This is a genomic window from Paenibacillus sp. OK076 (assembly GCF_900110055.1).
Classification (GTDB): Bacteria; Bacillota; Bacilli; order Paenibacillales; family Paenibacillaceae; genus Paenibacillus.
Genome location: NZ_FOCH01000001.1, coordinates 77,171 through 101,458 on the forward strand (window position 1 = coordinate 77,171; position 24,288 = coordinate 101,458).

Genomic DNA, 24,288 nt, shown 5'->3' on the forward strand with positions numbered 1-24,288 from the left:
CGTAATTGAAGGGGGAACTTGGATGTCGTTTTCGATGGAGATACCTAGTCAGAAGGAAATTCAGAAGGTAATTGAGGAGGAGATAAAGCCCGTACCTGCCGAGGTGGCGGAGCTGCAGCAAGTCGCAAATGCCAACGTGGAGATGATCATGACACTGGATCTCGAATCGTTGGAGAAACGCAAGGAGATTCTGCAATCCATTGATGGCTTTGGCATGAACACGATGAGATCCTCTTCCGAGAAAAACGCGTTGCTTCAAGTCTCCGTTGGACATCTGTCCAAGACGGGAGACGAGGGCGGACAGGTCGCCAAAGGCTTGACCGAGCTGCATATGCAACTGAAGGATCTCGACCCCAGCGTGGTCGACTTTGCCAAGACCGGATTCCTTGGCAAATTGTTCAATCCCCTGCGGGCCTATTTCCTGAAATACCAGAAGGCTGACGCTGTTATCGCCGATATCGTAACCTCGCTGGATAAAGGCAGAGCGACCTTGAGAAACGACAATACTACACTGGAGATTGAACAGCAAAATCTGCGGGAACTCACTAAACGACTGCAAAAGGAAATTCAGCTTGGTGTGCTGATGGATGAGTCGATCGACGCACAGATCGAAGCCGCCAAAGTACGCAACGAGGACCCGGAGAAAGTCCGTTTTATCACGGAAGAAGTGCTGTTCCCGCTTCGTCAGCGGGTCATGGATTTGCAGCAAATGCTGGTGGTGAACCAGCAAGGCATCATGGCGATTGAAGTTGTCATCCGCAACAACAAGGAATTGATCCGTGGTGTGGATCGGGCCAAAAATGTAACGATCTCGGCCTTGAAAATTGCCGTCACCGTTGCGAGTGCACTTTACAATCAGAAGATTGTATTGCAGAAAATTGAACTGCTTAACCGGACGACCAACGACCTGATCGCAGGTACGTCCAAAATGCTGAAAGATCAGGGCATTGCCATCCAGAAGCAAGCTTATGATGCCAGCATTTCGGTCGATACGATGAAGCAGGCGTTCACGGATGTGCTGTCCGCGCTCGACTCCATCAGTGTGTATAAGCAGGAGGCATTGCCACGGATGCGGGAGACCATTAACCAGTTCCGTGAACTGGCGGATACCGGGGAGCAGCAGATTCAGCGGTTGGAGAAAGGGCAGAAGCTGGGGCTGTAGTTCGACATTCATAAATAAACAAAGCGACCGTTCCTTGTTAAGCCTTTGGGAACGGTCGCTTTTTGACTTTCATTCAGAATTCGTGGATAAATACGCCTGGATCGATCATTTGAGGTTAGACTGGACCACCGCATTGGCAGGCTTGAAATTAATGATTTTGAATAACTCATCTGCCATATAGGCGGGGGTGTGTTTGAATTCCTGCCGAATCCACTCCAGGATCATGCCAAAGATAGCATGGGACTGGTAGCTGGCTAGCAGTTCCTGGTTGATGTGAGAAGGAAAAACCTCAGTGAGATCCTGCAAGGCAAGGTTACGAAGAACCTCACAGATCATTTGTTGAAAGTTGGACGCGGCCTCGGACTTCACCACAAGCGTGTAGAATGGTGCATGTTGATGCACATGTTCAAATATTTTGATTGCGGAAGAAGGCATATGACTTACTCGGAATAGTTCCATATCCTGATAAGGCTCACGGAAAGAAGCCACCAGATCCTTGATCACATCATCGATCATTTCATTGAACAGGTCTTCTTTGTATTGATAGTGTCTGTAAAAGGTACCTCGATTCAGATCCGCAAGCTGCACGATCTCGGTAATGGATATTTCCTTAAACGGCTGCTTCTGCATTAACTGGATGAGGGCATCCTTCAGCGCCGCTTTGGATTTCTTGATTCTTCGGTCTATAGAGTTCGGAAGTTCAGTCATACTATAGCCTCCTTGGAAGAGCGATTTATAAGTTAAAGTACATACATCATGGAAATTGTTGATTAACGTACATTTGGGCATGCTTTTACTGATTGAACAGGAATGCTATGACTTATTATACTAAGGATACGAGTTAATGAACATTTGTTTGTTAACTTATTGTAAACGAATACATGGAGGATGATACATGATGAAACTTCAAGATAAAGTGGCTGTGGTGACAGGTGCGGGGTCCGGTATGGGTAGAGCGATTGCAACATTGTACGCACAGGAGGGAGCGAAGGTAATCGTATCGGATATCAATGCGGAGACAGCCCAGACGCTCGTGGATGAGATTAAGGCGCAGGGCGGCGAAGCTATGGTTGTGCTCGCCAATGTGGCAAAAGAAGAAGATATCCAGAATCTGATTGATACTGCGGTGAGCACATACGGAACAGTGGATGTTCTGGTGAACAATGCAGGCATTATGGATGGCATGGAGCCGGCTGCTGATGTGTCTGATGACAAATGGGAGAGAGTGTTTGCAATCAACACGACCAGTGTTATGCGTGCAACACGTAAGGTGCTGCCAATCTTTCTGGAGAAACAAAAAGGTGTCATCGTCAATATTGCATCAGCAGGTGGCTTGAACGGTGGCCGAGCCGGTGCAGCCTACACAGCTTCCAAACACGCTGTGGTTGGATTCACCAAAAATACAGGCTACATGTACGCCGAGCAAGGCATTCGCTGTAACGCCATCGCTCCTGGGGCGGTAGCAACCAATATTAGTTCATCCATGGCGGGGTTAAGTCAGTTTGGTGCGGGCAGACAACAATTGGGTATGGCGATTAACCCACGTATAGGAACAAGTGAAGAGATTGCTAAGGTGGCTCTGTTCTTAGGCTCAGACGAATCCAGCTTTGTGAACGGAACCGTCGTAACGGCAGATGCAGGATGGAGCTCTTACTAATCCATCGTTCATAACTGAAATGTGCAAAGAAGCTCATACCGCTGTATGGGCTTCTTTTGCATGTCTGCAACAGGCGAGAATGTGACACTTCAAACCAGTAGGGCAAACGTTTGCACAAACGTGTCTAGACATTCCCGGACAGCGTAAACAAGGACGAATCCCGAACAATTAAGCGGTGGGGAATAATGACCGGATTCTGAGGCAACTGCTCCCCACTCAGAATTTTCAGCAGTACCTGAACCGCGGTATAGCCCAGTTGATAGGTTCCGATATCAATCGAACTGAGTGGAGGCGATGCGAGTTCCGATAAGGCAATATTGTTAAAGCTCACAACACTTATATCTTCAGGAACGTTGTATCCCAGCTCGGCCAGAGCGCGAAGTACGCCAAAGGCAACATTGTCGTCGATGACAACGAGGGCGGTAGGCCTGTCGGGTAGCGACATGAACAGGGACATCGACCGGAAGCCGCTTTCCTGCAGGAATTCTCCCTCCACGATCCAGTCATTGTTAGCATCAAGACCCGCTTCTTCAAGCGCGTTTTTGTATCCAAGCAGGCGATCATGAGACAACGTCAAATCTGGTGGTCCGCTAACAAATCCGACTCGTTTATGCCCTTGGGCAATCAGATGTGTAGTTGCATCGAAAGCCGTCTGTACATTGTTATTGTCCACCATCGGGGCATCAGGATGCGTTTCGCTGCGGCCAATCAGTACAAAAGGAAACTTTTCCGCCTCCAAAAATGAAATAATCGGGTCTTCCCGTTTAGAACCAAGCAGCAAAATTCCATCTACGCGCCGCCCGTGTACCAGGCGAGATATGGCATTCAATTCATCGCTGGAAGACGTTTCGGTGGAGAGAAGAAGTTCATAATTCATGCGGGTGGCATGGGTAATGATTCCCCGAAGCAATTCTCCGAAAAAGTAGTTCTGAAACAGCTCTTCAGCAGGTCGGGGCAGCATGATACCCAGGGTTTGAGTCGTTTTGGAAACAAGGCTTTTGGCCATCATATTGGGATGATAATTCATTTCTTTCATGATTTGCTTCACTTTGAGTGATGTTTCCGAACTGATTCTGGGATGGTTGGAAATAACCCGTGAGACCGTAGAAGGGGATACACCCGCCAATTTGGCAATATCTTTGATTGTAATCATGTGAAAAATCCCTTCTGTACAAGCATTTCAACATGTCTCCTATGTTAATTCAAAGACTTGGATAAATCAATTGCTAACTGCATCATGGTGAAGAGGGGAAAAGAAAATTAAAGGAAGATGGTGGTAGATCAAGCAAATAGGAAATTACAGAAAGAAACACCACAAAAGTGACGGAAAATGAACGAAAATGACTTGTGCAAACGTTTGTACAAACAAAGTTTGCTGTTGTATGATGTTATTGTCATTATAGCGCTTACATAACTTAAATCAACATACTTCCTAGAATATTCATCCCGATTACATAAGGATTGGACCAGTCTGAGGTTAATATGAGCAAACGTTTGTATTACTTTCAAACGGAACCACGGCGAACTTCGGAGTACAGGAACAGTACACAGAATAACGGGTGAAAAGCGCGAGTACAGCATCGATCAAGACTACGAAAAGGGGGAAATTCAATGAGAAAATGGCAGCAAGCAGCACTTGCAGGTTTCATGGCACTTGCACTTACCGCATGTTCAAGCGGAGGTGGAGGCGCAGCGCCAACCACAACAGACAGCGGTGAGACTGGAGAAACCACAGTGACCGCGGAAAATATTCAGCCAGAAGAGGGCGCGAGCCTTGTTATATGGGAGGATAAGAATCAACGCAGCTTTATCGAGGAGCGGGCGAAGAAATTTGAAGAGGAGTATGGCGTCTCTGTAAAGATCGAGGAATTACCGCCTACCGACCAAGTGACCAAGCTCACTACGGACGGACCCGCAGGATTGGCTGCGGATGTAGTCGTTTTCCCGCATGACAAGATTGGTAGCGCTTCAGAGGCCGGACTGATCTTGCCAAACGATATTTTTGAGCAACAGACCACGCAATCTACCAGCGACAATGCGGTTAAAGCCGTAACCTTCAAAGACATCTTATATGGATATCCCTACAGCGTAGAAACCTATGCGTTGTTTTATAACAAAAAGCTTTATCCCGAAGCACCAAAATCATTTGATGACATTATCAGCTTTGCCAAAACCTTTAATGACCCCAAAAACAACAAGTACACTCTGATGTGGGAACTCCAGCAATTTTATTACAACTTTGCTTATCTGGCTTCTCAGGGCGGATATATCTTCGGCGATGAAGGCATGAACAGCGAGGACATTGGTCTTAACAATGAGGGAGCCATCAAGGGCGGTCAGTTCCTGCAAACGCTGAAATCGGAAGTACTGCCTGTGAAAATGGGTGATGTGAACTATGACATCAAGAAAGGTCTTTTCTCAAGCGGGAAACTGGCCATGGATATTAACGGACCTTGGTCCATCGCCGATTATCGCAATGCTGGCATTGACTTCGGTGTGGCTCCACTCCCGGCGATTGAAGGCAAACCGATGACCTCCTTCTCTGGAGTTAAGGCCTATTACGTCAATGCATTTACAACCTATCCGAATGCTGCCAAGCTGTTTGCGGCCTATCTCTCCAGTGCCGAATCCCAGATGGTCAACTTTGAGATGAACGGAACACTCCCGGCCAATAAAGATGTGGCGGCAGATCCGAAGATTCAAGGGGATGAAATCACGAAGGCATTCCTTGAGCAATTCAACAACTCCACCCCTATGCCTTCGCTTCCTGCCATGGATAGCGTGTGGGGTCCCATCAGCGCGGCGATTACCGACATATGGGATGGAGGCAAGGATGTAAAGACCTCTCTGGATAACGCAGTCAAACAAGTCAAGGAGAGCCTTGCAACCACCCAATAAAATAAAAAATGAGCAGGTGCAGAGGAAGTCAACATGTCCTCTGCACTCTGCTATAACTGATCGGTAACTTCGCTTGCCGGGAAGGAGTAGGAATGAATGAAACAACAGCATGTTCCAGTCACGGTTAAGCCGAATCGAGAAAGACAGCATCGTATGACAGCGGCTGTGTTGTCCGTTGTCCTGCAAGGACTTGGACAATTGTATAACCGTCAATGGATCAAGGGAATTTGTTTTCTGATCTTAGAGGCAGTGGGACTCGCCTATCTGATTCCCCGTTTGAATCAGGCCGTATGGGGAGTATGGACGCTGGGCGAGCAAACGCAGCGTTTCGTCAAGGTCAATGGATCAACGGTGCTCCAGCAGGGCGACCACTCCATCTTTTTACTGCTCAACGGAATCATAGTACTTCTGGTATTTTTCGTTTTTCTTCTTCTGTATATATTCAATATCCGGGATGCGTACCTCACGGGAAAATTAAGAGAGGAAGGCAAGCAGGCCACCGGAGCTTCTGCTTCCCTGAGATATCTGCTCGATAAACAATTCCCGTATCTTTTCTTATCCATCCCTGCACTCGGCATCCTGTTTTTCACCATTATGCCGATTTTGTTTACGATTACCCTGGCCTTTACCAATTACTCGGCACCGGATCATATTCCGCCCGCCAAGCTGGTGGACTGGGTCGGCTTCAAGACATTCACGGATCTGGTCCAGCTTAAATCGTGGAGCCATACCTTCTTTGGCGTATTAACATGGACCGTGATCTGGGCCATTCTGGCAACGGTCACTACGTATTTCGGCGGGGTGCTGGTTGCACTTCTCATCGAGCAGAAGGGTATTCGCTTCAAAAAGGTGTGGCGGACGATATTCATTCTTCCTTATGCCATTCCGCAGATTATCTCACTGCTTCTGATGCGGAACCTGTTCAACGGACAGTTTGGCCCGATTAATACGTATATGAAGGCTTTTGGCCTTGAGGGGTTGCCGTGGTTAACTGATCCATTCTGGGCAAAAGTTACAGTCGTTATTGTAAACATGTGGATCGGAATCCCGGTCAGCATGGTGCTCATCCTGGGCGTGCTGACGGCGATTCCACGGGATTTGTATGAAGCGGCTGAGGTAGACGGTGCGTCCGGCTTTCAGAAGTTCCGCATCATTACGCTTCCTTTTATCATGTTCGCTACGACACCGGTGCTTATTATGCAATTTGCCGGGAATTTCAACAACTTCAATGTCATCTTCCTGCTGACGAACGGGAATCCGCTGCGTGGAGATTATCAATACGCGGGATCAACCGATCTCCTCGTGACCTGGTTGTACAAACTGACGTTGGATAACAACAAATTCAATATGGCTTCGGCGGTCGGCATCATTATTTTCCTGATTATTGCGTCGTTCTCCATCTGGAATTTCCGTCGTTCCAAATCGTTCAAGGAGGAGGACATGATTCAATGAAAAAGCGCAACAATCCCATGCGTCTGGCGATCAGTTATGTGCTGCTGGTCATCATTGCCATCGTATCGGTGTATCCCGTCTTGTGGATATTTCTCTCGTCACTGCGTCCAGGGGCAGCGCTATACAGTGAACGTCTGTGGCCTGAAGCGTTCACGCTGGCCCATTACGGGGAACTGTTTACCAACCCGTCGTTCATGTATGGCACATGGTATCTGAACACGTTGAAGATCGCCTTTTTCACGATGATTTTCTCAACGCTTATGGTCACTTTGGGCATGTATGCTTTGTCCCGTTTCCGTTTTCGCGGTCGTAAGACCATTCTATCCACGATGCTGATTCTGGGGATGTTCCCCAGCTTCATGAGCATGATTGCCATTTATATTATTTTGCTTCAGATCAAATTGCTGGACACTCATGCCGCGTTGATTCTGGTCTATTCTTCCGGGGCCGTGCTAGGTGGATTTATTGTCAAAGGGTTCTTTGATACCATTCCGCGCAGTTTGGATGAAGCCGCACGAATTGACGGTGCCAGTCATCTGCGTGTGTTCACCAGCATCATTTTGCCATTGTCCCGGCCAATGCTGACCTATGTAGCCTTAACCAGCTTCACTGGAGCGTGGATGGACTTTATCTTTGCCCGGCTGGTACTTCGGACGAAAGAGAACTGGACACTTGCTGTTGGCATGTGGGATCTGGTTAGCCGTTATCAGGACAGTAACTTTACCATGTTTGCTGCCGGGGCGGTACTGATCGCCATTCCGATTACGTTGTTGTTTGTATTCCTGCAGCGCTTCCTGGTGCAGGGGCTGACCTCTGGCGCCTCCAAAGGATAAAAGATAAAGGATAAACCATTAACCGCATAGACAGCCTGTAGAACATATCCAGGCCACCAATCAGGCGCTTCTGAGAGGTTCCATTTATCGCTGGAACTGCTCCGGAAGCGCCTGCCTGCTGTTTGAGATCTGAATGACAAGAGGAGGAAAAGATCGATGGGAACGCTACAGTCCCCAGAACCGGAATTAGGACCGAACGGGGCTCTCGCTGCCGCGGAAAGTCCGAAAATGGCCAACAGGGCGCTTTGGCGCAATGTTGCATATCGCAGAATTTTGTGCGGTTACGGCATCTCCGTATTTGGTGATTGCTTCAACGGCATTGCCATCAGTCTGTGGGTGCTGCAGACCACGGGAAGTGCGAAGAGCATGGCAGCTGTACAAGTATGTAATATGGTCGTCAGTTTTCTGTTCGGATCATTCGCGGGTACGTTTGCCGACAGGCTGGATCGCAGAACATTGATGCTGTCGTCGGATTTGTTTCGTGGTGCTATGGCGTTTATCATCGCGGTGAGTCTGTTTGTGCTGCATGCTCCTTTTCCAATCGTACTGCTCATGCTTTCCCTTTCGATGTTCTCCAGCCTGTTTCAGGCGCCTGCCTTTCATGCTTCGGTAACCAGTCTTGTAGGGAGGGAGCATCTGCAGCAAGCTACAGGAACCATTCATCTGGTCGATAATATTGCCCGGATCAGCGGACTGGCCGCAGCGGGGATTGCAGTTTCAGCATTTGGAGGGTTTACGGCTATTATGATTACAGGTGTGACCTTTCTGCTGTCAGCGATATGTGTAATGTTGGCTGGGCGTTTTCCGGATGTACAACGCTCTTCGATGCATAGAGGATCGTTTGTAAAGGAGTGGGGCGGTTCATTTTCCTACATCTTTGCACATCCCCTGATTCGCTCTATCGTTATTCTTAATCCGCTGCTGATTCTTTTCTTCATGTCAGCCATCATGCTTGTTCAAGTCATGGCCGTCAACGTATGGCAGGCGAATCCTGTCCAGTTCGGACTGATCGAGACATGTATTCCACTGGGGTACATGCTGGGTTCCGGAATTCTGATTGCCTCAGGCAACCGGCTGAAACGAAAGGGGCGATGGGTGTTTATCGGTCTGCTGGTTCTCGGCCCACTGTATATGCTGTTAGCCAATGTATCTTCTCCTTTGGTGGCCTTGCCGCTGATCATTGCGGGGGGAGCGATGTTTGCGTGCTGTACAATGTTAACCCAGATCATGATGCGTGCCGAAGTTCCCGATGAGCTGCAGGGGAGAATCTACGGGGTGCTCGGAACCATAACAAGTACAGCCCCGATTCTGGGATTAACGGTGGTTTCCGTTTTGGCTGATCAGTGGGGTGCCCAAACCGTGCTGGAGAGCTTGGGCGCGCTGCTGCTAGTGGTAGGAGTGATTGCTTCAGCTGGATTAAAATCCATTCGGACCTATCGATAGCAGAGCAACCATGCAAAAAGGTATGGGCGAGCCTAATCAAAGAACCCGGAAGCAGGCGCTCATTGCGTCTGACCCCGGGTTGAATGATAGGACGGTGATGGAATTAAGGTTGCCAGTCCACTGTAACGGTCGCGGTTCCACTGGTTGGTGTGGTGAAGGTATGATTATTGCCATTTTCCCACGTAATGGTAGAGCCGTTCTTTTTGAAAAACTTGAATTCCAGATTCGTTCCGGCAGGCACGCTCACGTCATAATACCAGGTCGGATAAGAATAGATCACCTGATTGAACGCCGGACCAATGGCGAGAGGGCCTGTGGACCAGTTACCCAGCTCCGCGACATTGCCCGTCAGATAGAGATTCTGGCCGAGTGTCGTGGATGCATTGTTGATGACAAACCGAACGGAAACCTGGTTGCCACTAAGAATCGTGAAATTGTTATAGGTGTTGCTGTTGACTCCGCTCGCTGCGACTTTAACTGCATAGTTGCCGGCGGCAACAGCAGGGATGGTCACTTTGATCTGAGTATCTTCCCATGATGTGATGGCTGAACCGGTAACAGCGGTTGTACCAAAATAAACAGTACCTTTGGTAGTGCCGAATCCACGACCATCAATGGTAACGGTATTACCGGCTTTGCCCATTACAGGGCCCACATGCCCGATGGTTGGTGTAGTGGTATTGGCTGTATACTGCCAGACTGCTGTAGCTCCTGCTGCCAAAGTGAAGTTAGCGACGTTACCTCCAGTAGAGGTAATGGTATTACCACTTAATGCACCTGCAAGAACATCGTTGTATGTACCCGAAGGGAGTGAAGTGGTTAGACCGCTGATGGATGTGGAAGTCGAAAGATTGCGGTTAATCGCTACGACGGCCACATTGTTACCGAATTTACGCTCATACACATACACATCGTTGTTAATCCAGCGCTGCTGGGTTGTTCCATAGGCGATGGCTGGATTGGTTTTGCGCAATGGAGCTAGCTTGCTGATCACGTTAAAAGCGGTTGTTGTTTTGGAGAACGAAGGCATTTTGGCACGGTTATTAGGGTCGCCGTTACCTGTCAAATACTGCTCAGTGCCATAATAGATGGCTGGTACGCCCCGCGAGGTAAGTGTAAATGCAAGAGCTTGTTCCAGGCGACGGTTGTTAACGGCACTTGTTTTGAAGCGATCCATGTCATGGTTATCAATGAAGGTCACTTGGTCATTCACCTGGGCATAATCAGCGGCAGTGCTGGTGATCATGGAATCCAGGGCAACCATTGTGGATGTGTTATCACGGAACACGTTACGTACTTCATTGTTGAAGCGGAAGTCGAGCAGACTCATGCCGGACTGGTTGGCGAAGTTGGTGTTGTCCGCATCGGATGCGGATGAACCCAGGAACCATTCACCAAACGTGAATACCGGTTTGTAGCCATAGATGGAGGACATCCAGTTCTTTTGCCATCCCATCGGCATATGCTTCACCGCATCCACCCGGATTCCGTCAATGCCCATATCCAGCCAGAGCTTGATCGCATCCTTGAAGTAGGTGTCAATGGTGCTGTTATTGTGGTTCAGGTCAGCGAGATCATAGAGATTTTTGTAGATACCGTTCTCCAGTGTGGAGAAGTCAGAGCCGCCATTGTGGTGGAAAAATTTGTTCGTATCATTGGTGTAGCCACCAAGCAGAGTGCCGTTATTGTACAACTTTCCATTCTCTGCGAATGAGGTATCGGTTTCCATGGCAGGAGAGGTATGGTTAGGAGCAAAATCAATGACGACTTTAATGCCTTTGGCATGTGCCGTATTGATCAGGTTCTGGAAATCGGTCATCGTACCGAAAGCAGGATTGGTCTTCTTGAAGTCACGTGCCCAATAGCCGTGATAAGCTGTATTGTTGACACCGGAATAGTTAATCAGCGAGTAAATGTTCTCCACAGGCTGGGAAATCCAGAGTGCCGTAATGCCGAGATCGGAAAAGTAGTTGTCGTTAATCTTATTGATCAGTCCTTGCCAGTCGCCCCCGCAATAGAGCTTCAGGTTGGAACATGAGGCGTCATAGGCTCCCCCAGTAGGGTTATTGGAGGGATTGCCGTCCAGAAAACGGTCGGTAAATACTTGATAAATAACATCGGTGCTGAAGTTCTGCTTGTTGGTTACAGCCGTATCAGCATCTGCGAATACGGAGGCCGCCGGGAATAGTGGCAGTGCACTTCCGGCCAGCAAGCTGAAGCTCAGCGTGGTACTGAGGATGATTCGCTTGGTCCATTTGAACATTGATAATCCACCCTTCGTGGTTTAGATGTGTAATCTCTTCTTGATTAGAAAAGCGCTTTCAAGTTAGACGCTGGTTCGTTATTCTTAAGATATCCCCCCCTTTATGAACGCCAACAACCCCGGCACCTCCTGCTGGAGTTACCGGGGTTGTCCTAAACCGATTGGGTTTAAAAGCATGGCCCTCTAGTTATAATCACAACGTTATGATAATTAAATAATGGTTTGGTTGTCAATAACTTTTTCTTGAGCATTTTTTTTCTATTTCTATATTTACAAATCAGGCTCAACAGATTTAAACTATTCGCAGACCCACCAATATAAGGGCTATGCATTTTAGAACATTTCGGTGTTTTAAAACAACCCCGTCTCTTTAGAGACGGGGTTGTTTGTCGATGTAGCCGAGGGAAGAACGAAGCAAGACTAACAAGAAAACCCCGGTAGTGTAAAAGGGAAATCTATAGGAGAGGCGGTTGATGGCTCAGTGAACACTCATTCTGTCATCGAATGTGTGGAAGGTTTCAAGGCATCCAGGCTGGGCAACACGAGAAAGATTTTTGTCTATTTGCCACCAGGCTATAAGGAGCATGTGGATCATCGCTATCCTGTGTTATACATGCATGCGGGTCAGAGGGCCTTCGGCCCTTCGACTACGGGAAATGAAACGTGGCACGTAGATCAGGCGGCAAACCAACTGATTGATCAAGGCTTGATGGACGGGCTGATCATTGTCGGAATTGCCCATGTTCGTCCAGTTACACACAATGAATTCTATCATTTCATTGCGCCTGCAAGAGAAGCGGTGAGTGTGGGCTGCTCAGGCCTGGATTATGAACACTTTATCATTCATGAACTGAAACCGTTCATTGACGAGCATTACCGCACACTTCCAGACAAGGACAATACGGGACTGCTTGGTTCTTCCGCAGCGGCACTCAGCACCTTCCATATAGGAACACGTCATCCTGAAATTTTTGGCAAACTGATCATGCTCTCTCCCTTTTTCGTGGACGTGCAGCTGGATGAAACGTCGGAGAGCAGTTTACAGGAGGAGGATATGTACCTCATGCCTGAGCGCAGTGCTCCGATTCAAATGTGGATAGATATTGGGGATGCAGAAGGATTATTTCTTCCTTCCCAGGTAAGGAATGTAGTCCGTCAGATCACTGAACTGGGATACAAGCCTGGCAAGGACATCGCATTTCTGGAACAGCCGGATGCAGGTCATCAGGAAGCGGATTGGGGAGAGAGGGTTCACCTTCCGCTACTGTACATGTTTGGCCGAATCGGCAAACCGGTTTCTCTGGAGCTGATGGGAAGGGACATGATCGGATTGAAAGGCGGAATGAACTGTCACATCAATGCGCTGCTTCATTACGACAGCGGGTTCACCATGAGTGTGCTTGAAGGGGAATATCATTCCGATCAACCCGATGTTATTGAGGTTCGACCCAATGGGGAATTGGTTCCTGTCAAGATAGGTAATGCAGTGGTCACCCTCACGGTGGGAGAGCTGTCGGCATCACGCGTGTACACAGTTGTGGAAGAATTATCGGGTCACGTGACAGTGTGCATGCGTGCAGAGGTACCGTTTCATGACACGTATGATGACTCGATCTACGGAGGCATGGGCATGAAGCTTCTGCACACCGGAGGTGGCCTTTATGAGGGCTGCTTCGAGGTTCCACGTGACAGCGGATTTCGGTTCAGGTTCACGCGAGGTTTCCGGCAGTTTGAAACCGGTGAAGATGGAAAGGCACTTCCCAATCGGGTGTTTCGTGCCCTTGATAACCTGTCTCTTCATTACAAAATCCAGTCTTGGGGCAGCACGGCTGCCAAAGCCGGGAACAGGAGGTAGCCATGATCAGTCAACCATTTCAACCAACGATGGATATTCCGTATTATTATCCCTGCAATTTTCCTTTGATCCACGAAATCCTTCAGCGTCAGGGCTCAATAAGCAGTCTGGGCTTGCTGGCTTCCAGCCGTTTGTATAGTCTGCCTTCCTGTTCGGAACGTGGTCTGATCAAGCCTTACTTTCATAAGCTGGATTATGAGGAGCCGATGTGGGAAGTGTTTGGAGAACGGGAGTTTGACAGCTTCGAACAAGGGAAGGCATATATTCGGGAACGCCTTGAAAATGAGGGGCTTCTGGTCGTTACAGGCACAAGTTATTGCTTGCCTTACGGGGAGGATTATCGAAATCCCGAGTATATTCATAAACTCGTTAAACAAGGCTCGCGCCTTCATCTGGTCGATCATTGGCTGGCTGTGTACGGGATGGATGAGGAGCAGTTCTATGTCTATGACCCCGTTCCCTCCAAATACATGGGAGCTGTATCGTCTACTGATTTCCAGGAGTTCTGGAAAGGGAACAAAAATATCTCCGAGCTCGAAATAGCCCGGCGCAAAGAAACATTACGGACATATGGCACGATGGAGATCCGTGCTGTGGAGACACTCGACGCCGCAGGCTACCGAACCATGCTGCGCTCTGCGCTGGCGACGCAGGCGCATGAATTCATCACGGGCAGAACGATCTGGCAGGGCAATCGAAGCTATTATTTTGGACAGGCTGTCACATCACAATTGTTACAAAGATTGCACCCGGATGCCGAGGTGGATCGGGAACAGGAGAAAGCCATCTCCGCGTTCCTGTTCGACATGCGCTGGAGCCGCTACTTTTTCCGCGATTTGCTGGAGGAGGCCGCCGAATGGCTCGATTCTCCCCATGATCAATATGTTGCAGAATTCGGTGCAATGATTGCCCAGTGGGAACAGGCGCATAAGCTGCTGCAGATCGCCAGAATGAAACGAAGCCCAGAATGGAGGGAGCAGTTAACGGTTATTATTCAACAATTGGCGGCGGACGAATTATGCTGGTACGAAGCGTTAATGACGACACATCAGCATGCTGATCGCTTCAGACGGACCTCATCGACTGTGGAAAATTCCGCGCCTACACATCGGGAAGTCATTGAGCGGATTGTGCTGGATAGCTGCGTTGAGCTTAATCGGTACCATAACGCGCCGATTCCTCTGGAGCATGGCTTGCAGGCGCCTCTGTATGGAAGTCGGGGAAGGTTGGACTCCCTTGAACTTGTAACTTTACTTGCGGTTGTCGAGCAAAGTGTTGAAGATACGTTTGGTGCAGGGATAACCCTCGCGGAAATGGCGGTGGCTTCCATGCCGGAAAGTCCTTACCGAACGGTGGAATCGCTGGTTGAATATCTGGAGGCGCAATTGAAACATTGCCCAAAGGATGATAAGGGATGAATATCACTTTTCTTCTGGAACGATTCGCCGCGTATGACCATCGCCCTGCGTTGATATGGAAGGACGAGCAATATAGTTATAACTGGTTATTGGATCAGATTCACACCTTTAGCCAATGGATTTCCAGTGAAGAGCTCGAAGGGGCGATCGTTGTGCTTGAAGAGGATTATTCTCCTTATGCCGCAGCGGCATTGATCGCTCTTCTGGAGCGGAATTGTATTGTGGTTCCGATGGATCGACACTTGGTTGAGGCCAAACGGAATGAGTATACAGCGCTTGCTCAGGCAGAATGGCGTATGAGTGTTGGGGAAGGGGAAGCTATTGCAAAACATTGCTCTGTGAAAGGTAGTTCGGCCCCGATTTTGGCAAGACTGAGTCAGGAAAAGAAAGCAGGTCTGGTGATTTTCTCATCCGGATCGACAGGACGAAGCAAAGCTGCTGTTCATAGCGCAGATCGTCTGTTGCACGGGTTCAGGCGGCAAGTTCGGCCGCTCTGTACCATTCCCTTTATGATGTTTGACCACATCGGCGGCTTGAATACGATGCTGCAATCCCTGTCCAGCGGCGGCTGTTTATGCGTCATACCGGATCGCTCCCCCCTGGAAGTATGCAAAACCATTGAAAAGTACCGTGTTCAGGCACTTCCAGTCTCACCAACGTTCATGAATTTGCTGCTTCTTAGTGGAGTCTATCGGGAGTTCGATCTATCCAGTCTCGAAGTGGTTTCCTATGGTTCAGAGGTTATGCCGGAGGCGCTGCTTACCGCATGGAATAGACAGTTTCCGAATGTACGTACGGTGCAGGCTTACGGTATGTCGGAGCTTGGCATTCTGCCGACACGCTCCAAGGATTCGGGTTCATTGCTATTTACGGTTCGTGACGGAGGAGTCCGTTATCGCATTGTGGACGGTTTGCTTGAGATCCAAACGAAAACGGCTATGATCGGGTATCTGAACGCCCCTTCTCCGTTCACGGAAGATGGCTGGCTCCAGACCGGGGATGAAGCGGAGATGGAGGATGGTTACATTCGTATTTTGGGTCGCCGCTCCGAGATCATTAATGTAGGCGGACGTAAGGTTTATCCTGCGGAAGTGGAGAGTATTCTGGAGCAAATGGAAGTCATTGAAACGGCTGCCGTGAGTGGCGAGCCGAGTGGAATTATGGGGCAGATGGTAAAGGCCACGGTCAGACTTACAGGTGAGCAGCCTCTTACGGAACTGCGCAGACAAATCTGGGACTTTTGCCGAGACAAGCTGCCCCAGTACAAAATTCCGCAAAAAATCGTGATTACCCAGGAGACATTAACAAGCCCGAGAATGAAGAAAATAAGAAATCCCGGTCCAAGCTCCTCCGTTCGGGATGAGGTTGCGGCAAGCAAGGAGGAAGATTCGGGACGAACTCAATACTGAATGAACGAATGAATAAAGTGACTCATGAATGCCAATGCAGCAGGGGACATCATGAGTTGTAACAGGAGAGGGGAACCTTCGGATGCATGATGCACCGATGGTTCCCCTTTTGCACTTTGAGAGATAAACATACACAACTTCTCGTTGCAAATGATCTAGGATAGCTTCGATAAGGACTGTGATTAACGTAAATATTATGCCTTCACGTGTGATTTGACATCCAGCTGTAACAGGGAGAAACCGTATGGTTCCAAGTCCAGTTTCAGCTTGTTCTGCTGAGTTTCCCGAGCTGTGGCTGAGAATACATTACGCCAAGTCCCTTGATGTAGTGGCAGCTCCATACTGCGCGGTTCTTCGCTTGCATTCAGGACGAGGACGAATTGTTCCCCGGTATCCTGATCCTTGCGTCCGATGGCAATGCACGGATCTGCGGCTTCCGCGTAAATCATGGTGATGTCTGCACTGCGCAATGCAGCGTGTTGTTTACGCAGGGCAATGGCTTGGGTGAAGAAATCGAGCAGATCCTTGTTCTGCTTCTGTTCGTCCCACTCCATACATTTGCGACAACCTGGATCATAGCCACCATCAAGTCCTACCTCGTCACCATAATAAATACAAGGAGCGCCTGGGTACGTAAGCAGCAGAATGACAGCCAGCTTCATCTTGCGAACATCCCCTTCACATAGGGTGAGCAGTCTTGGTGTATCATGACTGCCGAGCAGGTTGAAAGCTGCTTCGGTTACAGGCTGTGAATACGCAGCAAGCAGTTTGCCAACCTCGTTGGCAAATCCGAGACCGTCCAGCTTGCCAAGCACAGCGTAATCCATGACTGAATTCGTGAACGGATAGTTCATGACTGCATCAAACTGATCCCCCTGCAGCCACATGATGGAATCATGCCAGATTTCGCCTAGCAGATAGGCATCCGGGTTAAGTGATTTGACCGTTTGCCGGAATTCACGCCAGAATTGATGGTCTACCTCATTGGCAACATCCAGCCTCCAACCGTCGATACCCATATCCTGAATCCAGTAGCGGGCCACCTCCAGCAAATATTCCTTAACCTCGGGATGCTCCGTGTTCAGTTTGGGCATAAGGGGTTCAAAGGCAAAGGTATCATATGTGGGAATACCGTCCTCGATACGTGCTGGCCATTCTCTGACGTGGAACCAATCCGCATAACGGGAAGCAGCCCCTTTTTCAAGCACATCCGCAAACGGAAGGAACTCTCTGCCGGAGTGGTTAAACACCGCGTCCAGAACTACCCGTATCCCACGTGCATGGCATGCATCCACAAGCTCCTTCATTTTCTCATTAGTGCCAAAGTGCGGATCGATCTTCAGGTAGTCTGCGGTATTGTATTTATGGTTGGTTGTAGCCTGGAACACTGGGCAGAAATAAATGGCGTTAATGCCAAGCGCACTCAGATGGTCGAGATGGTCCAAAACGCCTTGTAAATCACCTCCGAAAAAATTGACAGGAGTCGGTTCACCACCCCAGGGCTCAGCGTTCTTTGGACTGATCGACGGATCACCATTGGCAAAACGTTCAGGGAAGATCTGATAGAACACAGCATCCTTAACCCAAGCAGGCGTTTCGAAGAAATCTGCTGGATTCATAAATGGAAAATCGAAAAATTCCAGCGGATGATCAGGCAGAGCCTGTTCGAATCCCCGTTCCGTCATCCAGACCGATTCTTCTCCCTCGATCAGTTGGAAGCCGTAACGCAATCTGCGGTAAGGTGGTTGCGCTTCCACTTCCCAATAATCGAACAGGGCATCACGGGCAAAGATTCGCATCGGAAGGTGAAGGACCGTACGATCCCACGCATATTTATCCCCGATGATGGCAATAACCGCATCCAGGTCGCCCCGCTTGGAACGGAGTCTCAGGTGCATGGTGGAACGGTCATATACGTAGGACCAATTCATTTTGGGACGGTGATAAATAGCTTCAAGTAACATAGCATTCACTCCTTATCTGGGATGGATAATATGGCTATAAACGCAAAAAAGGCACAACCCCAATGTTCACGAGGTTGTACCTTTCGGCAGCATAGCCTTTTGATTATAGTGCTATTATACGAACTAAATTGGAAAAAGAAAACACTTTTTTTCCTTAATTCTCAAATTATCGAATTCAAAACGCAAGTTGCGCTTTCACTTCATTTATGAGATAAGGATGATTTTTGGAGTCACCATTCAATTTGGGTTTTTGTTTTAAAAATCATACCCAAGTTTATTGGCATAGGCAGACAAATCTTTTTGGAACTTCTCAATGCTTTTCTTACCCGTATCGATTTTGGCGTTACCTTGTTTCAGAACAGCGCTGTTTATCGTTGTTTTCGATACAGCCTTTTTAGCCAGTTGGAATCCTTCCAGCTGTGTGTAGCTTCCTTTGATCAGGCTGGCATGAATTTTTTGCAGTTCCGCATTTTGCGGCTTGATCAGCTTCAGCATAGATACATATTTGGTGTAGTTAGGAATCGCTGTGTTGGTCAATTTCAGGAAAACCGATTTGCGATTGGAAGACGTAATGTATGAGCTGCCCACCAAAGCATTGAAGGCTTTCTCCTCATACACAGATGCGCTATCCAGTTGATCCAGGTAGTTCAAGAAATCCTCTTCATCGGCTGTAAGTTCCGGCTCTTCTTCTGTTGTATCAACCTCGGAGTATGCATCATCCGAATATGTAGTGGTTGAGTCATCCGCCGCAGCGGCATAGGACCCTGCAGGTGCGAGTACCCCGCCGAGCAAAACAAAACTCATAATAATTGATAGTACCCATGATTTCTTCACGTTCTAATTTCCCCTATCTATATATGTGATATTATTCCAATGGATAATCTAACATAGCACGACAAGAAATTACAGGAATCGATTTACAGAGATGGAATCTATGAATCAATATGAAGTTGTTTGCTTCAGTTATAACCGTGCAAAATGCAAGTTTAAAAGGATATAATAACGTTGTGAATCAGCAAAAAGGGAGGAAATCTTGATGACTGTTGAACGTTTTCATATTCATGTCTCCGATGAGATTCTGGACGATTTGCAATATCGGCTGCATCACATCCGTTGGCCAGATCAATTTGTAGATTCCGGCTGGGAGCGAGGAACAGATATTAGTTATTTAAAATCACTTGTCTCTTATTGGAGAGATCATTATGACTGGCGAGCACAAGAGTCCAGGTTGAATCAATTTTCCCAGTTTCGTTGCCAGTTGGATGGGGTGGATGTGCACTTCGTACATGAACGTGGTAAAGGGCCTAACCCTCTGCCGATTATTCTTACCCATGGCTGGCCCGATAGCTATCTTCGTTATCAAAAGATTATCCCTCTCCTGACCGATCCCGCGAGTCATGGAGGTAATCCGGAGGACTCTTTTGATGTCATTGTGCCTTCATTGCCTGGATTTGGATTCTCTAGTCGCCCTGACCAACCTGGAATCAACAATTCTGGTGTCTCCCAGATGTGGGCCAAACTAATGACCAAAGAATTAGGCTACAATAAATTCGCTGCTGCAGGTGGAGATATTGGCTCTGGCGTTACACGTTATCTGGCATCGAATAATCCTGAACTTCTAGTTGGAATCCACTTAACGGATATTGGTATCATAAGAGATCTCTTATCTTCCCAGGATGAGGCAGAACGTTCGGAGGAAGAACGAGAGTACAAGAAAAATGCTTCAACCTGGATTTCACAAGAGGGGGGTTATATGTCCATTCAATCAACCAAACCTCAGACACTTGCGTATGGACTTTCCGATTCCCCAGTAGGTTTGGCCGCTTGGATCATTGAGAAATTTCGTGCTTGGAGCGACTGTAAAGGCGACCTCAATCAACTATTTAGCAAGGATGAGTTGCTGACTCATATTATGATCTATTGGGTTACGAACACCATAGGATCATCCACACGTATGTACTTCGAAAATTCACATTCCTTGCCACCATTGGGACGTATAGAAGTTCCGACAGGCATTGCCATATTTCCTGCGGATATCGTGCTGCCGCCCAAGTCTTGGGCGATGCAAAACCTGAACGTAACGCGTTGGACGTCCATGCCAAGTGGAGGGCATTTTACGGCATTGGAAGAACCGGAGTTGCTGGCAGATGATATTCGGGCATTCTACAGACCGATTCGAGCTATGAATAATTAATGCAGTTATATATTTGGTAGAATTCGTAAGGTCCCGACTTGGATATCTAAAGTGGGACTTTTTTTTCTTCAATCTTCTCAAAAAGTGACGTACAGAGGCGGTCAGATGATATAATCGGGTGAAGTGTTATTGTCTCACCAAGTTATTTTCGAAAAGGTTTTCGGTAAGTGGTCTATTGTTGTTTGTAACCGCAATCATAATATACACAGAAGGTGAGAGCTGACATGAATCAGAAAAAGCTTTTTACGGATGGATGGCAATTTGCGAAAAGTAAGCTGGAGGTTACGGAGCCTGCGGGGTTAACGTTTGAACCGGTTGAGCTTCCCCATGATTGGCTGATCTATAATACGCTTGAACTGTATGAGGACAGCATCGGATGGTATCGCAAGACATTCCCATATAAGAAGGATGATCAGCAGCTTCTGCTTTGCTTTGACGGGGTGTATATGGATTCTTCCGTATATGTGAACGGTCAGCTTGTGGGGGAATGGAAGTACGGCTATTCGGCTTTTGAGCATGAGATCACGAGTGCTTTGGTGGAAGGTGACAATGAAATTGTAGTCAAGGTTGTGCATCAGAGTCCCAACAGCAGATGGTATTCGGGGGCTGGCATTTATCGCAATGTGTGGCTCAAAACGAGAGATCGGAATCATATTGTCACAGACGGTACCTATGTATCGATTCAGCAGCAGACAGAAGGCTGGCAGGTTGAGGTGGATACAGAGCTGAGTCTCAATCAGAACGCACAACTTGTGCACACGATTTGGTATCAGGGTAATCAGATCGTATCCAGCAAAGAGGACGTTACAGCTACAGCGGGTCAAGACGCCGGACATGGAGAGATACAATCCAACAGCCAAAAGCTGACGGTCGATCTTCCGAAGTTATGGAGCCCGGATGAACCGAATCTGTATGATCTGGTAACGGAACTGCTAGTAGCTACAGGTGAGCAGGGCTATGAGACGATCGAGACCGCCACACAGCGGATTGGTTTCAGGGATATCAAGTTGGATGCAAACGAAGGATTCCACCTGAATGGGGTCAAGATGAAGCTGAACGGTGTGTGTGAACACCATGATCTCGGGGCGCTCGGGGCTGCTTTTAACCTAACGGCGCTGCGCAGAAGATTTACTCTGTTGAAGGAAATGGGCGTCAATGCCATCCGGACCGCTCATAACATGCCTGCCAAAGAATTCATGGAACTTGCGGATGAGATGGGTATGCTGATCGTTTCGGAAGCGTTTGATATGTGGGAGAGAGCCAAAACCCCTTACGATTATGCGAGATTTTTCCCGGAGTGGGCATATTCTGATGTGAAGAGCTGGGTCAAGCGTGATCGTAACCATGCAAGTCTGATCATGTGGAGTATCGGTAACGAAATTTACGACACTCATGCGGATGAGAGGGGCCAAGAAGTAACCCGGATGCTGATGGAGTATGTACTGGAATTCGATCCAAAAGGGAATGCAGGCGTGACGATCGGTTCGAACTACATGCCGTGGGAAAACGCACAAAAATGCGCCGATATCGTGAAGCTCGCAGGTTATAACTACGCGGAAAAATACTACGACAAACATCACGAAGAACATCCGGACTGGATTATCTATGGTAGTGAAACGTCGTCTGTGGTGCAGAGCCGTGGGATCTATCACTTCCCGTTCGAGCAATCCATTCTGGCCGACGATGACGAGCAGTGCTCAGCTTTGGGTAACAGTACAACAAGCTGGGGCGCAAAGTCAGCAGAATATTGCATTTTGGCGGAACGAGATACGCCGTATTCCTTGGGGCAGTTCCTGTGGACGGGATTCGATTATATTGGAGAACCAACACCGTATCATACGAAGAATTCGTATTTTGGACAGCTGGATACAGCAACGTTCCCGAAGGATTCCTATTATATCTACCAAGCGGCCTGGACGGATTACAAGAAAAGTCCGATGGTTCACCTGTTCCCTTACTGGGATTTCAGTCCTGGTCAGCTGATCGATGTACGCGTGTGCAGTAATGCGCCGAAGATTGAATTGCAGCTGAATGGCAAGACGATTGGCACGTATGATATCGATCATACAAAGGGAACCCAGCTGGCAGGCTGGTGGAAAGTGCCATATGAAGAAGGCGAGCTCAAAGCGATCGCTTATGATGAACACGGCAACGTTATTGCAACGGATGTGCAAAAATCCTTTACAGATGCGAAGAAGATTCGTCTGCAAGCCGATCGGGAGCAGCTGCAAGCGGACGGTACGGATCTTATTTTCGTGGAAATCCAAGTGGAAGATGTAGCGGGCAATCCCGTGCAAAATGCAAACAACCGTGTGCAGGTCCAAGTGACAGGTGCAGGTCGTCTATTGGGTCTGGATAATGGAGATAGCACGGACTATGATCCATACAAAGGTCTCAGCAGAAGACTGTTCAGCGGCAAGCTGATGGCAATCATCGGAGCAACGAACGAATCGGGAACCGTACGGATTGAGGTGACTTCGGAAGGGTTGGAAAGTGCAGCTGCCGAGTTCGAATCACGAGCTGTTGCAGGCGCAGGAGATCGTACCTTAGGTGATTCCGAGGCCGCTGCAGGTCAGGAGCATATCGTACTCATGAGTAATACAGAACGTCCGGTTCTGACGGGCCACGTGCAGGAGATTCCTTTGCGAAAAATCGAGATTGTCAGCGAAGGTGGACAGCTATTCGATGAATCGAAACAGGAGATGACGGTGAAAGCCAAGCTGTATCCGGAGAACACATCCTATCGGGATATTGAGTGGGCAGTTGTGAACGACGCAGGTATCGAATCCAACATTGCCAAGGTCGAAGCCAACGGTCTGGAAGTCAACGTATCCGCTCTGGGCGATGGGGAATTCCGTCTTCGTGCGACGAGCAGTAACGGTACCGATAAAACGAAACTGATTTCCCAACTGGAGTTCAAAGCAACAGGTCTAGGTACGGCTTACAAAGATCCATACGGCTTTATTACTGGCGGGCTGTACGATTACACCAAAGGGGATGTCGGTAACGGCAATGAACGCGGGGTAGCGACAAGCCGGGACGGGGAGACACATGTGGGCTTCCGCAACATTGACTTCGGGCCTTATGGATCTGACACCATTACGATTCCAATCTTTGCGCTGTCCAGTGAAGAGTACTTCATTCAGATCTGGGAAGGCATGCCGGATGAAGAGGGAAGTACACTGCTGGCAGATGTGGTGTATGACAAAGAATCCAGATGGAATGTGTATCAGGAAGAGACGTATCATCTGTCCAAGCGGCTGAGCGGGATTACGTCGATCTGTTTTGTACTGAAGCAGAAGATTCATATCAAAGGCTTCTCGTTCGAGCGCCAAAGTCGGGCATTTGAACAGAATACGGCTGCATCATGCGATCATCTCTACGGGGATACGTTCAAGATCGAGGGTGATCATGTTGAGGGGATCGGAAACAATGTGTCGCTGGAGTTCGAAAATATGGACTTCACGGCCGAAGGCACATCCAAGCTTGTGATCTATGGACGTTCGCCGATTGATAAAAACACGATCCATATCCGATTTGCAGGTGAGGACGGACAGAGCAATCAGCTGGTCGAATTCACACAGTCCGATGGATATGAGGAGCGGGTGTTTGAGCTTGAGCAAGTTAAAGGTGTGCAGAAGGTGACCTTTATTTTCCTGCCGGGTAGTCAGTTTGACTTTGGCTGGTTCCGGTTCGAGAAGTAGGAGTCCAAATATAGTAATTCAGGGTTAGAGATGATT

16 protein-coding genes are annotated in these 24,288 nt (G+C 48.3%); 11 read left to right on the top strand and 5 right to left on the bottom strand.

Annotated elements, in window-relative coordinates; translation table 11 throughout:
• Nucleotides 1-22 precede the first annotated feature (22 nt).
• Nucleotides 23-1,162: a toxic anion resistance protein gene (locus BMY78_RS00325; protein ID WP_090893547.1), complete on the top strand. Its 1,140-nt coding sequence runs from the start codon at nucleotides 23-25 to the stop codon at nucleotides 1,160-1,162.
• Nucleotides 1,163-1,267: 105 nt separating this feature from the next.
• On the opposite strand, the gene BMY78_RS00330 is transcribed toward BMY78_RS00325, so the two are convergent.
• Nucleotides 1,268-1,870 (bottom strand): TetR/AcrR family transcriptional regulator, encoded by a 603-nt coding sequence (locus BMY78_RS00330; RefSeq protein ID WP_090893549.1) that lies wholly within the window; start codon nucleotides 1,868-1,870, stop codon nucleotides 1,268-1,270.
• A 190-nt stretch (nucleotides 1,871-2,060) separates the two neighbouring features.
• On the opposite strand from BMY78_RS00330, the gene BMY78_RS00335 reads away from it, so the two are divergent.
• Nucleotides 2,061-2,819, top strand: coding sequence for an SDR family oxidoreductase (locus BMY78_RS00335; protein WP_090901813.1), 759 nt, complete (start codon nucleotides 2,061-2,063; stop codon nucleotides 2,817-2,819).
• Nucleotides 2,820-2,943: 124 nt separating this feature from the next.
• On the opposite strand, the gene BMY78_RS00340 is transcribed toward BMY78_RS00335, so the two are convergent.
• Nucleotides 2,944-3,972 (bottom strand): LacI family DNA-binding transcriptional regulator, encoded by a 1,029-nt coding sequence (locus tag BMY78_RS00340; RefSeq protein ID WP_090893551.1) that lies wholly within the window; start codon nucleotides 3,970-3,972, stop codon nucleotides 2,944-2,946.
• 458 nt (nucleotides 3,973-4,430) lie between these two features.
• On the opposite strand from BMY78_RS00340, the gene BMY78_RS00345 reads away from it, so the two are divergent.
• The 4 genes from BMY78_RS00345 (at nucleotide 4,431) to BMY78_RS00360 (ending at nucleotide 9,445) form a co-directional block, all read left to right on the top strand.
• Nucleotides 4,431-5,717 carry a sugar ABC transporter substrate-binding protein gene (locus BMY78_RS00345; RefSeq protein WP_090893553.1) on the top strand — a complete coding sequence of 429 codons (1,287 nt, stop codon included), beginning with the start codon at nucleotides 4,431-4,433 and terminating at the stop codon, nucleotides 5,715-5,717.
• 96 nt (nucleotides 5,718-5,813) lie between these two features.
• Nucleotides 5,814-7,169, top strand: a complete 1,356-nt coding sequence (locus BMY78_RS00350; RefSeq protein WP_090893555.1) for a carbohydrate ABC transporter permease — start codon at nucleotides 5,814-5,816, stop codon at nucleotides 7,167-7,169.
• On the top strand, nucleotides 7,166-8,002 hold the full coding sequence (locus BMY78_RS00355; protein WP_076290382.1) for a sugar ABC transporter permease: 837 nt from the start codon (nucleotides 7,166-7,168) through the stop codon (nucleotides 8,000-8,002). The genes BMY78_RS00350 and BMY78_RS00355 overlap by 4 nt, the downstream gene beginning before the upstream one ends.
• A 156-nt stretch (nucleotides 8,003-8,158) precedes the next feature.
• Complete coding sequence (locus tag BMY78_RS00360; RefSeq protein ID WP_090893557.1) at nucleotides 8,159-9,445, top strand: MFS transporter; 1,287 nt, start codon at nucleotides 8,159-8,161, stop codon at nucleotides 9,443-9,445.
• Between the two features lie 103 nt (nucleotides 9,446-9,548).
• Here the strand turns inward: BMY78_RS00360 and BMY78_RS00365 are convergent, their stop codons facing one another.
• Nucleotides 9,549-11,708: an alpha-amylase family glycosyl hydrolase gene (locus BMY78_RS00365; protein ID WP_090893559.1), complete on the bottom strand. Its 2,160-nt coding sequence runs from the start codon at nucleotides 11,706-11,708 to the stop codon at nucleotides 9,549-9,551.
• A 481-nt stretch (nucleotides 11,709-12,189) separates the two neighbouring features.
• On the opposite strand from BMY78_RS00365, the gene BMY78_RS00370 reads away from it, so the two are divergent.
• Genes BMY78_RS00370 through BMY78_RS00380 form a run of 3 tightly spaced genes read left to right on the top strand, consistent with a single transcriptional unit; the run spans nucleotide 12,190 to nucleotide 16,390 of the window.
• On the top strand, nucleotides 12,190-13,563 hold the full coding sequence (locus BMY78_RS00370) for an alpha/beta hydrolase (protein ID WP_090893561.1): 1,374 nt from the start codon (nucleotides 12,190-12,192) through the stop codon (nucleotides 13,561-13,563).
• A 2-nt stretch (nucleotides 13,564-13,565) separates the two neighbouring features.
• The gene (locus BMY78_RS00375) at nucleotides 13,566-14,981 is read left to right on the top strand and encodes a cysteine peptidase family C39 domain-containing protein (RefSeq protein ID WP_090893563.1); all 1,416 of its coding nucleotides are present in this window, start codon (nucleotides 13,566-13,568) and stop codon (nucleotides 14,979-14,981) included.
• Nucleotides 14,978-16,390, top strand: coding sequence for an ANL family adenylate-forming protein (locus tag BMY78_RS00380; RefSeq protein ID WP_090893564.1), 1,413 nt, complete (start codon nucleotides 14,978-14,980; stop codon nucleotides 16,388-16,390). The genes BMY78_RS00375 and BMY78_RS00380 overlap by 4 nt, the downstream gene beginning before the upstream one ends.
• Before the next feature lie 194 nt (nucleotides 16,391-16,584).
• On the opposite strand, the gene BMY78_RS00385 is transcribed toward BMY78_RS00380, so the two are convergent.
• Complete coding sequence (locus tag BMY78_RS00385; RefSeq protein WP_090893566.1) at nucleotides 16,585-18,354, bottom strand: alpha-glycosidase; 1,770 nt, start codon at nucleotides 18,352-18,354, stop codon at nucleotides 16,585-16,587.
• Between the two features lie 255 nt (nucleotides 18,355-18,609).
• Nucleotides 18,610-19,188: a hypothetical protein gene (locus tag BMY78_RS00390; protein ID WP_090893568.1), complete on the bottom strand. Its 579-nt coding sequence runs from the start codon at nucleotides 19,186-19,188 to the stop codon at nucleotides 18,610-18,612.
• A gap of 202 nt (nucleotides 19,189-19,390) precedes the next feature.
• Here BMY78_RS00390 and BMY78_RS00395 point away from each other — a divergent pair, with 202 nt between their 5' ends.
• Together BMY78_RS00395 and BMY78_RS00400 are read left to right on the top strand one after the other, a co-directional pair.
• Nucleotides 19,391-20,548, top strand: a complete 1,158-nt coding sequence (locus tag BMY78_RS00395) for an epoxide hydrolase family protein (protein ID WP_090893570.1) — start codon at nucleotides 19,391-19,393, stop codon at nucleotides 20,546-20,548.
• Nucleotides 20,549-20,772: 224 nt separating this feature from the next.
• Entirely contained in the window at nucleotides 20,773-24,252 is a 3,480-nt protein-coding gene (locus BMY78_RS00400) for a glycoside hydrolase family 2 TIM barrel-domain containing protein (RefSeq protein WP_090893572.1), read from the top strand.
• The last annotated feature ends 36 nt before the right edge of the window (nucleotides 24,253-24,288 follow it).

What these genes read in the sequence shown, in the direction of transcription:
- BMY78_RS00325 (WP_090893547.1), top strand. Translation starts at nt 23, where the DNA reads ATGTCGTTTTCGATGGAGATACCTAGTCAGAAGGAAATTCAGAAGGTA.
- BMY78_RS00330 (WP_090893549.1), bottom strand. Translation starts at nt 1,870, where the DNA reads ATGACTGAACTTCCGAACTCTATAGACCGAAGAATCAAGAAATCCAAA.
- BMY78_RS00335 (WP_090901813.1), top strand. Translation starts at nt 2,061, where the DNA reads ATGAAACTTCAAGATAAAGTGGCTGTGGTGACAGGTGCGGGGTCCGGT.
- BMY78_RS00340 (WP_090893551.1), bottom strand. Translation starts at nt 3,972, where the DNA reads ATGATTACAATCAAAGATATTGCCAAATTGGCGGGTGTATCCCCTTCT.
- BMY78_RS00345 (WP_090893553.1), top strand. Translation starts at nt 4,431, where the DNA reads ATGAGAAAATGGCAGCAAGCAGCACTTGCAGGTTTCATGGCACTTGCA.
- BMY78_RS00350 (WP_090893555.1), top strand. Translation starts at nt 5,814, where the DNA reads ATGAAACAACAGCATGTTCCAGTCACGGTTAAGCCGAATCGAGAAAGA.
- BMY78_RS00355 (WP_076290382.1), top strand. Translation starts at nt 7,166, where the DNA reads ATGAAAAAGCGCAACAATCCCATGCGTCTGGCGATCAGTTATGTGCTG.
- BMY78_RS00360 (WP_090893557.1), top strand. Translation starts at nt 8,159, where the DNA reads ATGGGAACGCTACAGTCCCCAGAACCGGAATTAGGACCGAACGGGGCT.
- BMY78_RS00365 (WP_090893559.1), bottom strand. Translation starts at nt 11,708, where the DNA reads ATGTTCAAATGGACCAAGCGAATCATCCTCAGTACCACGCTGAGCTTC.
- BMY78_RS00375 (WP_090893563.1), top strand. Translation starts at nt 13,566, where the DNA reads ATGATCAGTCAACCATTTCAACCAACGATGGATATTCCGTATTATTAT.
- BMY78_RS00380 (WP_090893564.1), top strand. Translation starts at nt 14,978, where the DNA reads ATGAATATCACTTTTCTTCTGGAACGATTCGCCGCGTATGACCATCGC.
- BMY78_RS00385 (WP_090893566.1), bottom strand. Translation starts at nt 18,354, where the DNA reads ATGTTACTTGAAGCTATTTATCACCGTCCCAAAATGAATTGGTCCTAC.
- BMY78_RS00395 (WP_090893570.1), top strand. Translation starts at nt 19,391, where the DNA reads ATGACTGTTGAACGTTTTCATATTCATGTCTCCGATGAGATTCTGGAC.
- BMY78_RS00400 (WP_090893572.1), top strand. Translation starts at nt 20,773, where the DNA reads ATGAATCAGAAAAAGCTTTTTACGGATGGATGGCAATTTGCGAAAAGT.